This window comes from Sorangium sp. So ce296 (assembly GCF_051529605.1).
GTDB classification, from domain to species: Bacteria; Myxococcota_A; Polyangia; order Polyangiales; family Polyangiaceae; genus Sorangium; species Sorangium cellulosum_D.
Genome location: NZ_CP150325.1, coordinates 1,568,275 through 1,581,487 on the forward strand (window position 1 = coordinate 1,568,275; position 13,213 = coordinate 1,581,487).

Consider the following 13,213-nt stretch of genomic DNA (forward strand, 5'->3'; position numbering starts at 1 on the left):
CGCGGCGGTGCTCGCGGCCGTCCGTCGAGGCCGTCCGGGGGTCGCCACGCGGGGCCCTGCCGGTGTGGGGTGTTGCTGGCACGGCGCGACTGGCCTGGCTTCCCGAAGGCCATGGCTCTGTTCGACGACGACTTCGAGACGCTCGAGCAGCTCCCCGAGATGCGGAAATCTCGCGGCAAGAGCGGGGATTCGCTCGGCCAGACCCCGACGCCGGTGAACCCCGGCCGCGCCCGGGCGGAGCTCGCCGACATCACGAGCGACGGCCCGCGCTACGAGGTGCGCTCGCTGCTCGGCGTCGGCGGGATGGGGGAGGTCCACTTCTGCAGGGACCGCCGCATCGGCCGCGACGTGGCCATGAAGGTCATCCGCGCGGAGCACCAGGGCGACACGACGCTCCGCCACCGGTTCCTGCGCGAGGCCCGGGTGCAAGGCCAGCTCGAGCACCCCTCGATCGTGCCGGTCTACGACCTCGGCGTGGACGCCAAGGGCTCGGCGTACTTCACGATGAAGCGCCTCCGGGGCCTCACGCTGGCGAGGATCCTGAACGAGCTCCGCGAGGGCGACGCGACGGCGCTGCAGAGCTTCTCGCGCCGCAAGCTGCTCACCGCGTTCTCGTCCATCTGCATCGCCGTGGACTTCGCGCACTCGCGCGGCGTGCTCCACCGCGACCTCAAGCCCGCCAACATCATGCTCGGCGACTTCGGCGAGGTGTACCTGCTCGACTGGGGCGTCGCGAAGCTCATCGACACGCCGTACCAGACCATCGACATGGGGGAGGACCCCATGAGCACGCGGACCATCCCGGGCGACGTGCTCGGGACGCTCGGGTACATGTCGCCGGAGCAGGCGCAGGGGTGCGTCGACACGCTCGACGCGCGCAGCGACGTGTACTCGCTCGGGGCCATCCTCTTCGAGCTCCTCACGCTCAAGCCGCTGCACCCGAAGAAGGATCGCAACGAGATGCTCGACTCGCTCCTGCACGGCGCGGACGCGCGGGCGTCGGTGCGCGCGCCCGAGCGGGAGGTGCCGCCGGAGCTCGACGCCATCTGCGTGCGGGCGACCCGGCGCGAGCCGTCCGAGCGCTACCCGACCGCGCGCGCGCTCTACGAGGCGGTCGAGCGCTTCCTCGACGGCGACAAGGACGTGGAGCTCCGCCGCGGCCTGGCGGCGCGGCACGCGGGCCTGGCCGAGGAGAGGGTGGAGAAGGCGCTCGCCGGCGGCAAGGAGGCCGAGAGCGCCCGCAAGACGCTGCTCAGCGAGGTCGGCCAGGCGCTCGCGCTCGATCCGTCGAACGAGCGCGCCCTGGAGACGCTCCGGCGCATCCTGACCGAGCCGCCGCGCGAGATGCCGCAGGAGGTGCTCGCCGAGCTCGACGCGGCCGCGGCGGCGCGGCACCGGCTGCAGCTGCACGCGGGCATCCGCGCCGAGCTGCTCGCGACGGCGATCGCGACGCTCGTGGCCGCGGTGTGGCTGGGCATCCGCGAGTGGCAGGTCTTCGGCTTCATCCTGGGCTTCACGGCCCTGGCGGCGCTGATGAAGTTCATCGCGGCGCGCCTCGTGCACCGCCGGTCCGCGGAGTGGTACGCCTACGCCGGGTTCGTCTTCAACGTGCTCAGCTTCCTGTGCATCGGTCGCGGCTTCGGCCCGCTGCTCTTCATGCCGATGCTCCTCGTGATCTTCACGTACGGCAATTCGTTCACGTACCGGACGGCCTACCGCGTGGCCGTCGTCGTGACCGGCTGCGTCGCGGTGCTGGCCGCCGCGTGGATCGAGTACTCGGGCATCCTGCCGCGCTCGTACGAGTTCACCGGCGGCGCGATGGTCATCCTGCCCCAGGCCGTCGAGCACTCGAAGGTCCCGACGATCACGGCGCTGACGCTGACCACCTTGTTCATGCTGGTCGTGCCGGCGTTCATGATGGGCCAGCACCAGCACGCGCTCCGGGACGCGGAGCGGCGCGCGTTCCTGCAGGCGTGGCAGCTCCGCCAGCTCCTGCCGGAGCGGGCCCAGCCCGGCGCCGTGGCCAGCCCCGCGTCGGGGCACACCACGCAGCGCCGGAGGCGCCCGCGCCCGGCCGAGTGACCGCCGCGTCAGTCCATGGGCCAGACCGAGAGGACCCAGACCGGGGAGCCGCCGCGCGCGGACACGCGGAGGGCGGCGCTCTCCTCGACGTCGGAGCAGAAGGCCACGCCGCCGCCCTCGCCGCCCTCGCCGGCGTCGTCGCGCGCGGCGCGGTCGCCCACCTCGACGGAGATCCGGAGCGCGCGCATCTCGCCCCGGACCAGCGCCGCCGCCGCGAAGTAGCAGCGGCCCGGCTCGACCTCCACGGGGACGAGCGTGTCGCCCTGCGCGCCGACGGCCTCGGCGATCGCCTGCGCGCGCGGCGCGGGCGCGTGGCGGCGCTTCAGCGCGGCGGCCAGGTTGCCCCGGGCGCGCGCGCCGAAGTACCCCGGCACGTGCGGGGGCATCGGCCACTGCGCGTCGGACAGCACGACCTTGACCGGGCCCGCGGCGCCGAGGAACGGCACCTCGACGACCCCGGGCTCCCCGAGGCAGAAGTCGAGCCGCGCGTCGGGCGCGTCGGAGCGGTCGCGATCGAGCAGCCGCCCCGTGCCCGCCTCGCGCGCCTCGGCGTCCAGATCGGTCGCGCGGCGCACCGTGGCGCTCGGGACCTCGGCCATCAGGTCGAGCCGGTGACAGCCCTCGGGGAGCTTGACCGAGAACTGCCCCGTCCCGACCGTCGAGGCGCGCATGTCGAGCGGCGCGACGCGCGGCGCCCCCTCGGCGCGGGCCCGGCGCGCGGCGCGCGCGACGCGGGCGTCGAGCGGCCCCGGCTCGGCCGGCCGCCCCGGGTCGCCGCGCGGCGCGACGGGCCCCGACACGCGCTCCGGCAGGATCGCCTCGAGCGGCTCCGGCGGCCCGCTCGACGCCGCGACCACGACCTCGAAGGCGCCGCGCGGCGACAGCACCTCGAGCGCCATGCGGCCCAGCGTCTCGCGCGCGTCCCCGCACCGGACGATCGCCGCGGCCCCGGCGACGCTGTGGATGCGGCGCTCGTCCTCGGGATCCTGGCCGCGCAGCCGGTGCACGAGGCCCTCGAGGGCGGACAGCTCGCCCGAGGACGACTCCGGCTCCATCGTGAAGTCCACGATGCGCGGCGCGAGGAACGCGACGGTCAGGCACTCCTCCGCCTTCGGTCCGGCCGCGCCGCTCGCGCCGCTCGCGCCGGCCACGCCGGCCGGCGGCGGATCGATCGCCAGCACCCGGAGGCGGCCGTGCTCGATGAAGATGGGGGGGAGCCGCGCGACGCGCGCGCCCGAGAGCGACCACATCCGCGCGACGCGCGCGGCGTCGTCGCTGAGGTCCGCGCGCGCCGGCGCCCCCACGGTGAGGCCGGCGAGCGCGGTCAGGCCCGCGAGGGCCGCGCCGCGCGCGGCGCCGACGGCAGCGCGGCGGCCCCGCTCGACGAGGCCGCGCGCCGCCGCCATCAGGCCGGAACGGCTACGACGACTTGCGCATCGCCTCGATGAGGATGCGCGCGACCTCCGGGCGGGAGAACTCCGGCGGCGGCAGCTCGCCGCGCTGGAGCAGCTCGCGCACCTTCGTGCCCGACAGGTTGACCTGCGTCGACGCGTCGCCCGGCGCGGTCTTCGCGGTGGCCATCGCTCCGACCACCGTCGAGTAGAACGCGTTCTCGAAGTTGAGCGTCGTGATGCCGAGCTCTCCGGGGCTGAAGGCATTGAAGATCTCCTGCGCGTCGTAGGTACCGTAGTAGCTTCCGACGCCGGCGTGGTCGCGCCCCACGATGAAGTGCGAGCAGCCGTAGTTCTTGCGCGCGAGCGCGTGGAAGATCGCCTCGCGCGGGCCCGCGTAGCGCATCGCCGCCGGGTAGATCGAGAGCAGGACGCGGTCCTTCACATAGTACTTCGCGATGAGCTCCTCGTAGCAGCGCATCCGCACGTCCGCCGGGATGTCGTCCGACTTCGTCGCGCCGACGAGCGGGTGGATCATCAGCCCGTCGCAGATCTCCAGCGCCGTCTTGGTGATGAACTCGTGCGCCCGGTGGATCGGGTTGCGCGTCTGGAAGCCGACGATGCGGCGCCACCCCTTCTCGGCGAAATACGCCCGCGTCACCGCCGGGCCCCGGTCGTACGCCGGGAACGGCGACTCGACCGGCCGCTCCAGCACGCGGATCTCGCCGCCGACGTACACGGGGCCCGTGCCCATCAGGTAGGCGACGCCCGGGTGCTTCGTCTCGGTCGTCCGGAACACCTCCTGCGCCTCGAGCTCCTTGTTCGGCCGCCACTTGTCGCTCAGCTCGATGACCGCCACGATGCGGCCGTCGCGCGCGCGGAGCGCGGCCTCGGACCCGACGCGGAGCCCCTCGGCCGCCTGCTCCGAGACGGCGAGCGTGATCGGCATCGACCACGGCAGGCCGTTCTCGAGGCGCATCTCGCGCACCACGCGCAGGTAGTCCTTCGAGTTCATGAAGCCGCGGAGCGGCGAGAACGCGCCGATCGCGATCATCTCGACGTCGCTCTCGGTCCGCTCGTCGAGCTCGATGACCGGCAGCCCCTTCGCCCGCTCGGCGAGCGACGCCTTCTCCGCGCCCTCGGCCCACCGGTTCACGAGCTCGCCGCCGTGCGGCGCGATGAGCCCGCGGGCGCCGGCCGCCGCCGCCCCCGCGGCGGCAGCGCCGGACACCGCGACCGCGGCGCCGCGGCGCGGGATGTACCCGAGCTCCTCGAGCTTGGCGAGGATCTTGGCGAGGCCCTCCTCCTTGGTCTCCTTGTCGGTGTAGACGACCACCTCGGGGTTCTCGGGCGCCTCGTACGGGTCGTCGATGCCCGTGAAGTTCTTGATCTCGCCCGCGAGCGCCTTCTTGTAGAGCCCCTTCGCGTCGCGCTCCGCCAGCACCGGGATCGGACAGGAGCAGTACACCTCGACGAAGCGCGGGGTCTGCGCCCGCTGCTCGTCGCGGATCGCCTTGTACGGGCTGATGGCCGCCGTCATCGCGCACGCGCCCGACCGGGCGATGAGCTTCGCCACGTATCCGATCCGCCGGATGTTCGTATCGCGGTCCTCCTTCGAGAACCCGAGGCCCTTCGAGAGGTTCGTGCGCACCTCGTCGCCGTCGAGCACCTCGACGTGGACGGAGCGGGCGCGGAGCTCGGCCGAAAGCATCGCCGCGAGCGTGCTCTTGCCCGCGCCGCTCAACCCGGTGAACCAGACAACAAAACCTGACATTTAGGCAACTCCTTCGATGATCGAGTGACAACTGCGGAATCGGCCTCTCTGGGCCTCGGGAGCGGATGCCTGCAAGCGGGTGCGGGCAGCGCGAGGACGGCGGACGCGCCCCGGCGCGATGAGCTCAATCGACGACGGAGAACGTCGACGCGACGAACGCGGCGCCGTCCCAGACGAAGAGGCGGTGCTCGGCGATGCGGGGCTCGCCCCCGTCGCCGGAGCCGCCGCGCACGCTGGTGACGAGGAACGCGAGCGGGAACGCGGGCCCGGGCCCCATCACGATCGCGCCCCCCTCCTCGGCCGGCGGCTCGCCGCCGCTCATCATGGCGGCGTCGGTCGGGCTGAAGTAGGCGCCGGCGTCGAGGTGCGAGTGATAGAGCACCTTCACGGGGCGACCCGCCGCGGCCCCCTTCTCGACGGCGTCGGAGAAGCGCTTGCCGTTGAAGTCGAAGAACGTCCGCGCCGTCCGGAAGTACCGCTCCGGATCGACGGCGTGGAGCTTGTTCGCGATGTTCTCCATCCGGACGTGCTCGTCGCAGAGCAGCGGCTCGCCCGCGGGCCCCTTCAGGTACCCGCAGGCCTCCTCGTCGCGCGCGTACCCGGCGAGCGCCTCGGCCTCGACGGCCTTGAGGACGTCCGCCTTGAGGACGACCCCGCCGGCCGTCCACGGGTGAGACATCACCATACGTAACGCTTCTCCCATTTCATGGGCGCAAAATAGCGGTCGCCCCGGTCCGGGACAATCGCCACCACGCACCCTCCCTGCTGTTCGCGGTGCAGGCGCTTCGCCACCTCGAAGGCCGCGAAGACGGCCGCGCCGCCCGAGTGCCCGACGTGCAGCGCCTCCTCGCGCGCGAGGCGATCGGACATGTCCCAGCCCTCCTCCGTCGTGATCCGCATCGTCTCGTGGTACGCGCCCGCGTCGTGGATGGCGGGCACGAGCGAGCTCGGGAGGTGCTTGAGCCCCTCGAGCCCGTGGAGCGCGTCCGCGGGCTCCACCGCGATGCAGCGGATCGGCCGGTGGTGCTCCCGGAGCCTCCGGCTCGTGCCGACGATGGTGCCGCTCGTGCCGACCCCGGCCACGAAGTGCGTGATCCGGTCGCCGACCGCCTCGAGGATCTCCCGCGCGGTGCCGTGGTAGTGGGCGAGCGGGTTGTCCTCGTTCGAGTACTGGTCCGGGTAGAAGTACCTCTCCGGATCCTTCTCGACCAGGGCGCGCACGTGGCGGATCGCGCCGTCGGAGCCCTCCATGGGATCGCTGAAGATGAGCTCCGTGCCGAACGCGCGCGCGATGTCCTTGCGCGCCTTGGACACGTTCGACGGCATGACGAGCGCCACCTTGAAGCCCATGGCCGCGCCGAAGAGCGAGTAGGCGACGCCGGTGTTGCCGCTCGTCGAGTCGATGAGCGTCTTCTGGCTGGTGAGGCGCCCGTCGGCGGCGGCGCGGCTCATCATCCGCAGCGCGGCGCGGTCCTTCACCGAGCCGCCCGGGTTCGTGAACTCGAGCTTGGCGTACACCTCGACCGACGGCGTCTCGCGGCCGATGCGCGACAGGCGCACGAGCGGCGTGTCGCCCACGGCGTCGACGACCGACGCGATCCGGCGGGAGCGGGCGAGGGAGAGCCTCATGACGGCTCACCTCCCGCCGCGCCGCCCTGCCCCGCCCCGGCGCCCCGGCCGAGCGCGGCCCGCATCTCGGCGAGGGCCGCCCGCGCCCCGGCGAGCACCGCCCGCGCGGCGGGCGACGCGACGAGGTCCGCGGGCGCGAGCGCGTCGACGTCGAGCGCGCCCTCCGCGAGCGCGCCGAAGCCGGCCCCGCGCGCGTAGCGCTCCGCCACCTCGCGCGCGAGCGGCGGCGCGCCATCGCCGCTGCCGCCGAGCACGCGCGCCGTCGCCGCCCCGAGCCTCGCCTGTCCCTCTGGACCGATCTCCGCGAGCAGCACCTGGCGGAGATAGCGCGGGTCGTCCACCTCAGCCCCCGGCGATCGCGGGGACGATCGCGACCTGATCGCCGCCCTTCACGGGCGTCTTCAGCCCGTCGAGGAAGCGGATGTCCTCGTCGCCCACGAAGATGTTCACGAAGCGCCGCACGCCCTTCTCGTCGAGGAGCCGGTCGCGGATGCCCGGGTAGCTCTTCTCGAGGTTCTCGATCAGCTCGCCGACGGTGCCGCCGGCGACTTTGACCTCGTCCTGCCCGCCGGTGAGGGGGCGAAGGGGGGTCGGGATGCGGACGGTCGCGGTGTCAGCCATGGTCATGCTCTCCAGTGTTGAGGTGGGCCGGGGATCCGCTCTCGCGGTCCCCTTCAACGAGGGTCGGGGATCCGCTCTCGCGGTCCCCTTCAACGAGGGTCGGGGATCCGCTCTCGCGGTCCCCTTCCGCAGCACACGAGATCACGTAACGGGACGCGTCGATGGTCGCGATGTCGGCGCGCTCGCCGCACAGGGCGCAGGCGGGGCGGGCGGCGACGGGGACGCTCCGCAGGGTGTCCGACAGGCCGTCGTACGTCGCGATCCGGCCGTAGACCGACGCGTCGCCCGCCAGGATCGCGAGCGCCCGATCCGCCGCGATCGCGCCGGCCACGCCGCACACCGGGCCCGCCACCCCGGCCGTCGCGCAGTCCGGCGCGTTCCCCGTCGGCAGGTCCTCGAACAGGCAGCGGTAACAAGGCCGCCCCTCCGCCGCGACCGCCATCACCGTCGCGCGCCAGCGGATCGCCGCCGCATGCACCACCGGCGTCCTGGTGAGGCGGCACACGTCGGCGATGAGGAACCGCGACGCGAAGTTGTCGGTCGCGTCGACCACGACCGAGACGCCCGGCATCAGGGCGGCCGCCGCGCTCGGCGTGAAGCGGCCGTACCGCCGATCGACCCGGAGCGTCGGGTGGCGGCGGCGCAGCGCCTCGGCGAAGGCGTCGAGCTTCGGGCGGCCGACGTCGTCGGCGTCGAACAGGATCTGCCGGTGCAGGTTCGTGATCTCGACCTCGTCGTCGTCGGCCACGCGGATCTCCCGCACGCCCCCTGCGGCGAGCGCCAGCGCGGCCGGCGCGGCGATGCCCCCCGCCCCGACGAGGAGCACGCACCCGCGGACCGTCGCGCCGCCGCCGCCGCTCATCGGAAGTACTCGTCCAGGCTGAAGTACCGCTCGCCGGTGTCGCACAGGACCGTCACGACGTTGGCGTCGGGGCCGAGCTCGCGCGCGACGTCGAGCGCCACCCGCACCGCGGCGCCGGCGCTGATGCCGACGAGCAGCCCCTCCTGCCGGGCGAGCGCCGCCTTGATCTCGTACGCGGCGCGATCGCTGACCGTGCGCACCTCGTCCACCACGCCCGGATCGTAGTTCGCCGGGACGAACCCCGCCGCGAGCCCCTGGATCTTCGTCGGCCCCCGCTCGCCGCGCGAGATCGTCGCGCACGACTCGGGCTCGACCGCGATGACGCGCGTCGCGGGGCGCAGCCGCTTGAGCACGCGCCCGACGCCGCTCACCGACCCGCCCGTCCCCACGCCCGCCACGAACGCGTCGATCCTCAGCGACTGCCGCGGGCCGGGCCGCCCGGGCGCGTCGAGCCCCGCCATCGCGTGCAGGATCTCCCGCGCGGTGGTCTCCGCGTGGACGCGCGGGTTGTCGGGGTTGTCGAACTGGCCGAGGATGATCGCGCCCGGGATCTCGGCGGCGAGCTGCTGCGCCTTCTCGATGGCGCCCTCCATCTGCTGCTCGGGCTCGGTCAGCACGACCTCCGCGCCGTAGGCCTCGAGCAGCTGGCGGCGCTCGAGGCTCATGCTCGCCGGCATCGTCAGGATGCAGCGGTACCCCTTGGCCGCGCACACGATCGCGAGCCCGATCCCGGTGTTGCCCGACGTCGGCTCGATGACCACGCCGCCCGCGCCCGGGCCGAGCAGCCCGCGCGCCTCGGCGCCCTCGATCATCGCGAGGCAGATCCGGTCCTTCAGCGAGCCGCCCGGGTTCTGCTGCTCGGCCTTCCCGAAGACGCGCCCCCGGGGCGTCGCCGCGTCGACGCGGCGGATCTCGAAGAGCGGCGTGTCGCCCACGAGGTCGAGCACGCTGTCGACGACGCGCGGGTGCGAGGGCAGCGGGGGCAGCTCGGCCGCCCCCGCGGGTGCGCGGGGGACGCCGGGGGACGGGTCGTCTCGGTCAGGGCTTCTCATGGGAGGTCGGCTCAGATCACGTAGGTCGACCGCTCCGGCCGCCCCTTGCGGCGCACGCCGAGCTCGACCCCGCGCTCACAGACGTCGGCGATCGACACCGCGTCGAAGCAGCGCTCGATCGCGAGCGCCAGATCGTGGAACACGGCCGTGGGCGGGTCGAGCGTCGAGCTCTCCGGGTTGCCCTCGTCGTCCGGCGCGATCACCGCGACCGGCCCCTCCAGGGCGCGGACGACGTCGCCCAGGCTGATCTCGCTCGCGGGCCGCGCCAGGTGGTAGCCCCCGCGCGGCCCCCGCTTCGAGCTGATGAGCCCGGCCTTCTTCAGGTCCTGGAAGATCTGCTCCAGGAACCGCGCCGGGATGACCTCTCGCTCCGAGATCTCGCGGATCTGCGTCGGCCGCCCGTCGTTGTGGAACGCGATATCGAACAATGCGCGCACACCGTAGCGACCCTTGTTCGAGAGCTTCACCGCCAGTCCTATGCATTGGTGCATCGGGGAAGTCAAGAACCGCACAATCAGCGACTTGAGCTTCTTTCCGTGCGACACGGCACCCGAACAGCGCACAGAAACCGGCCGGTGCAGCGAAATTGACAGCCGAGGTTCACCGTTCGCCGCGTCATGGCGAGCAGGCTCTCGGCTTCCTGTTGAACCGGATGGGACGGGTTCAGTAGCTTCGAGAGGTTCGAGGCTGCGAGTCGCCGCGCGTGCCGGAGGGCGCGCGGGACCCGATCGACGCGTCCGCGTCGCACGGTTCGGGCCGCGGCGCACCAACCCAGGAGTCGTCCGGTGGCTTTCTATCAAGATCCCCCATCACTCGGGAACCAGTACGACGACGACCGCGTGCTGCGGTCCTACCTCGCGCGGGTGCTGCCGCGCGAGGCGGCCGCGTCGATCACGCCCTCGCTGCGGGAGATGGGCGAGCTCGCGGGCGGCCGCCTCTACCGCCTGCAGCTCGCCGACCGCGAGAACGAGCCGGAGCTCACGTCGTGGGACGCCTGGGGCAAGCGCGTCGACCGGGTCGAGGTGACGCAGCTCTGGAAGGAGGCGGCGCGCATCGCCTGCGAGCACGGGGTCGTCGCGACGGCGTACGAGCGGGCCCACGGCGCGTTCTCCCGCGTCCACCAGTTCGCGCTCGCGTACCTCTTCGACGCGTCGAGCGACGTCTACACGTGCCCGCTGGCGATGACCGACGGCGCCGCGCGGGCGCTGCTCGCGAGCGACAACCGCGCCCTCATCGACCGCGCGGTGCCCCGCCTTACAGGCCGCGACCCGGCGCGCGCCTGGACGTCGGGGCAGTGGATGACCGAGCGCACCGGCGGCTCGGACGTCGGGCGGAGCGAGACCGTGGCGCGGCCCGGGCCGGACGGGGCGTACCGGCTGTACGGGACGAAGTGGTTCGCCTCGGCGGCCACGTCCGAGATGGCGCTCGCGCTCGCGCGCCCCGAGGGCAACCCGGAGGGCAGCCGCGGGCTGGCGCTGTTCTACGTCGAGCTCGCGGCCGAGGACGGGCGCCGCGAGGGGGTGCTGATCAACCGGCTGAAGGACAAGCTCGGCACCCGCAAGGTCCCCACCGCCGAGATCACCCTCGACGGCGTCCTCGCGACGCCGGTTACGGGCCTCACCAACGGCGTCCGGGCGATCGCGCCGATGCTGAACGTGACGCGGACCTGGAACGCGATCGCCGCCGTCGCGGGGATGCGCCGGGGGCTCGCGCTGGCGCGCTCCTACGCCCAGCGCCGCGCCCTGTTCGGCGCGACGCTGGCGGAGAAGCCGCTGCACATGGACACGCTCGCCGAGCTCCAGGCCGAGTTCGAGGGCGCCTTCCACCTGACCTTCCGCGCGATCGAGCTGCTCGGGCGCGAGGAGACCGGGTCGCTCACCGAGTCGGAGGCGAAGCTCCTGCGGCTGATGATCCCGATCGCGAAGCTCACGACCGCGAAGCAGGCGGTGTCGGTGCTGAGCGAGGTGCTGGAGGCATTCGGGGGGGCGGGCTACATCGAGGACACGGGGCTGCCGCGCCTCCTGCGCGACGCGCAGGTCCTGCCGATCTGGGAGGGGACGACGAACGTGCTCGCCCTCGACGCGCTGCGGGTGATCCTGAAGGACGGCTCGCTCGACATCCTCGCGGCCGAGGTGGCGCGCCTCCTCACGGGCGTGGTCGAGCCGAAGCTCGCCGAGGCCGAGACGGCGGCGTCGCGCGCGGTGTCCCACGCCCGCGCGTGGATCAAGGAGATGGCCGCCACCGACCGCCCCGGCCTCGAGGCGGGCGCCCGCCGCGTCGCGATCACCCTCGGCCGGGCGCTCTCGCTCGCGCTGCTGGTGCGGCACGCGGCGTGGGCCATGGACCGCGAGCGAAGCCGGGCCGCGCTGGCCGCCGCCATCCAGTTCGAGCGCAACGGGGTTGACTGCATCCGCGACCACGACCCCGACACCGTCGAGACCCTCGCCGAGACGACGCGGCAGAAGCCCGCCACCTGAACAGACGGCGCCCCACACGGACCTGAACAGCGCCCGCCCACCCCCGGGTGCCGTAGGCCGACCGCGGCCGCCGTTCCGCCCCGCCTCGCGAGCCTGCGACGATTTTTCCGCCGAGTTCCTGCGTTCTGAGTACGCAGAATAAATGTGTATTTTCGGAGTGTTGCGGACGGTGCGGCGTCGCCGGAGGCGGACGACTTTTGTCCTACCGGCGCGCAAAGGCACTAGACGGAACTACCTGAACGGGCATACAGTAATCCGTAGCTGCGGCGCTGAACGCGTGCCCGACGGGGGCGGCGTGCGGGCGGTCCTGGCCCTCGGGGCGGGGGCCGCGCGCGCGGCGTCCCCGGTGGGGTGAGATCCGCCTGCGCGCGCCGGCACTGGCGCGCGCGAGGGACTTCGTCCGCCTCACGGACGGATCGGGCTCGCGTAGCCCCGGGCACGCGCGCGGCGCGCGGTGCTGGAGAGCGCACACGACGAGCTGCGAAGAGGCGAGATGAAGACGCAATACACGCTGCTGTCCGGCGAGACGGTCGAGTTCGCGACGCCGGTCGGCGAGCTCGGCACCTTCCTGTGCCGGGTGCTGGCGGCGGCCCGGGATCCCGCCGTGTCCGAGGCCGACCTGACCGATCTCGTCCTCGGTCCGGAGAACCCGCTGCTGGACAAGACCGCCGTCGCGGGGCGGAGCGTGGCGACGGCCGACGTGTACCGCGATCCGGCATTCCACGTGATGCTCGACTGCCTGGCGCGCAAGCGGCTGCCGCCCGAGTCGGCGGTGGCCACGCCGCGGACGCGCTACACGATGACGGTGCCGGAGGCCGCGCAGCAGCTCGGCATCTCCGAGAGCGCGGTGCGCCAGGCGATCTACGCGGGGCGGCTGCGCGCGAACAAGGAGGGCGGCACCTACTACCTCGATCCGCACTCGGTCGCGAGCTACCGGGTGAGCAAGCGCGGGCCGCGCCGGCAGGACCAGGACGCGAAGGGGCCGCCCGGCGGCCCGCTCGACGCGCGCATCGGCTCGGGCCCGGACGCGAGCTTCCGGGTGAAGCACAGCCGCGACGACTTCGAGCTGACGGAGAAGCGCGGCCCGGAGTGGACGGGGATGATCCCGAGCGGGTGGCGGCGGATCGCCGTCCTCGGCACGTCGCGGGACCTCTCGCGGTACTGGGAGATCGAGCCGGCCGAGGGCGAGAGCGTGCTGCACTTCGAGGGGTTCTACCTCCGCGGGGGCTTCCGCATCGTCGAGACCGTGAGCAGCACGCAGCGGGCCCTGGCGGCGTTCAAGGGGTTCCAGCCGCGGTGAGCGCGGGCCGCGGGGGCGCGCGGCG

The 13,213-nt window shown here is 73.4% G+C and carries 12 protein-coding genes; 3 read left to right on the forward strand and 9 right to left on the reverse strand.

Going from position 1 to position 13,213, the window contains the following annotated elements; translation table 11 throughout:
• The first annotated feature begins 111 nt into the window (after positions 1-111).
• Positions 112-2,082, forward strand: a complete 1,971-nt coding sequence (locus WME98_RS05915) for a serine/threonine protein kinase (protein WP_437950384.1) — start codon at positions 112-114, stop codon at positions 2,080-2,082.
• 8 nt (positions 2,083-2,090) lie between these two features.
• Here the strand turns inward: WME98_RS05915 and WME98_RS05920 are convergent, their stop codons facing one another.
• From WME98_RS05920 to WME98_RS05960, 9 genes are all read right to left on the reverse strand, one after another.
• On the reverse strand, positions 2,091-3,488 hold the full coding sequence (locus WME98_RS05920; RefSeq protein ID WP_437950385.1) for a hypothetical protein: 1,398 nt from the start codon (positions 3,486-3,488) through the stop codon (positions 2,091-2,093).
• A 13-nt stretch (positions 3,489-3,501) separates the two neighbouring features.
• A complete protein-coding gene (gene sat / locus WME98_RS05925; protein ID WP_437950386.1) occupies positions 3,502-5,247 on the reverse strand; it encodes a sulfate adenylyltransferase in 1,746 nt (581 codons plus the stop codon).
• A gap of 124 nt (positions 5,248-5,371) precedes the next feature.
• Positions 5,372-5,932 (reverse strand): Mov34/MPN/PAD-1 family protein, encoded by a 561-nt coding sequence (locus tag WME98_RS05930; protein ID WP_061621657.1) that lies wholly within the window; start codon positions 5,930-5,932, stop codon positions 5,372-5,374.
• Complete coding sequence (locus tag WME98_RS05935) at positions 5,926-6,876, reverse strand: PLP-dependent cysteine synthase family protein (RefSeq protein WP_061621656.1); 951 nt, start codon at positions 6,874-6,876, stop codon at positions 5,926-5,928. Before WME98_RS05935 ends, WME98_RS05930 begins: the two co-directional genes overlap by 7 nt.
• A complete protein-coding gene (locus WME98_RS05940) occupies positions 6,873-7,217 on the reverse strand; it encodes a hypothetical protein (RefSeq protein ID WP_437950387.1) in 345 nt (114 codons plus the stop codon). Before WME98_RS05940 ends, WME98_RS05935 begins: the two co-directional genes overlap by 4 nt.
• A gap of 1 nt (position 7,218) precedes the next feature.
• Complete coding sequence (locus WME98_RS05945) at positions 7,219-7,497, reverse strand: MoaD/ThiS family protein (protein ID WP_437950388.1); 279 nt, start codon at positions 7,495-7,497, stop codon at positions 7,219-7,221.
• A complete protein-coding gene (locus tag WME98_RS05950) occupies positions 7,490-8,359 on the reverse strand; it encodes a HesA/MoeB/ThiF family protein (RefSeq protein ID WP_437950389.1) in 870 nt (289 codons plus the stop codon). Before WME98_RS05950 ends, WME98_RS05945 begins: the two co-directional genes overlap by 8 nt.
• Positions 8,356-9,411: a cysteine synthase A gene (gene cysK / locus WME98_RS05955; protein WP_437950390.1), complete on the reverse strand. Its 1,056-nt coding sequence runs from the start codon at positions 9,409-9,411 to the stop codon at positions 8,356-8,358. The genes WME98_RS05950 and cysK overlap by 4 nt, the downstream gene beginning before the upstream one ends.
• 11 nt (positions 9,412-9,422) lie before the next feature.
• On the reverse strand, positions 9,423-9,878 hold the full coding sequence (locus tag WME98_RS05960; protein ID WP_061626538.1) for an RrF2 family transcriptional regulator: 456 nt from the start codon (positions 9,876-9,878) through the stop codon (positions 9,423-9,425).
• Positions 9,879-10,196: 318 nt separating this feature from the next.
• Here WME98_RS05960 and WME98_RS05965 point away from each other — a divergent pair, with 318 nt between their 5' ends.
• Both WME98_RS05965 and WME98_RS05970 read left to right on the forward strand, forming a co-directional pair.
• Positions 10,197-11,888 (forward strand): acyl-CoA dehydrogenase family protein, encoded by a 1,692-nt coding sequence (locus WME98_RS05965; RefSeq protein ID WP_437950391.1) that lies wholly within the window; start codon positions 10,197-10,199, stop codon positions 11,886-11,888.
• Between the two features lie 493 nt (positions 11,889-12,381).
• Positions 12,382-13,188, forward strand: coding sequence for a helix-turn-helix domain-containing protein (locus tag WME98_RS05970; protein ID WP_437950392.1), 807 nt, complete (start codon positions 12,382-12,384; stop codon positions 13,186-13,188).
• The last annotated feature ends 25 nt before the right edge of the window (positions 13,189-13,213 follow it).

Excerpts from the sequence above, each read along its gene's own strand:
- WME98_RS05935 (WP_061621656.1), bottom strand. The coding sequence starts at position 6,876 with ATGAGGCTCTCCCTCGCCCGCTCCCGCCGGATCGCGTCGGTCGTCGAC.
- WME98_RS05945 (WP_437950388.1), bottom strand. The coding sequence starts at position 7,497 with ATGGCTGACACCGCGACCGTCCGCATCCCGACCCCCCTTCGCCCCCTC.
- sat (WP_437950386.1), bottom strand. The coding sequence starts at position 5,247 with ATGTCAGGTTTTGTTGTCTGGTTCACCGGGTTGAGCGGCGCGGGCAAG.
- WME98_RS05915 (WP_437950384.1), top strand. The coding sequence starts at position 112 with ATGGCTCTGTTCGACGACGACTTCGAGACGCTCGAGCAGCTCCCCGAG.
- WME98_RS05930 (WP_061621657.1), bottom strand. The coding sequence starts at position 5,932 with ATGGTGATGTCTCACCCGTGGACGGCCGGCGGGGTCGTCCTCAAGGCG.
- WME98_RS05950 (WP_437950389.1), bottom strand. The coding sequence starts at position 8,359 with ATGAGCGGCGGCGGCGGCGCGACGGTCCGCGGGTGCGTGCTCCTCGTC.
- WME98_RS05920 (WP_437950385.1), bottom strand. The coding sequence starts at position 3,488 with ATGGCGGCGGCGCGCGGCCTCGTCGAGCGGGGCCGCCGCGCTGCCGTC.
- WME98_RS05970 (WP_437950392.1), top strand. The coding sequence starts at position 12,382 with ATGAAGACGCAATACACGCTGCTGTCCGGCGAGACGGTCGAGTTCGCG.
- cysK (WP_437950390.1), bottom strand. The coding sequence starts at position 9,411 with ATGAGAAGCCCTGACCGAGACGACCCGTCCCCCGGCGTCCCCCGCGCA.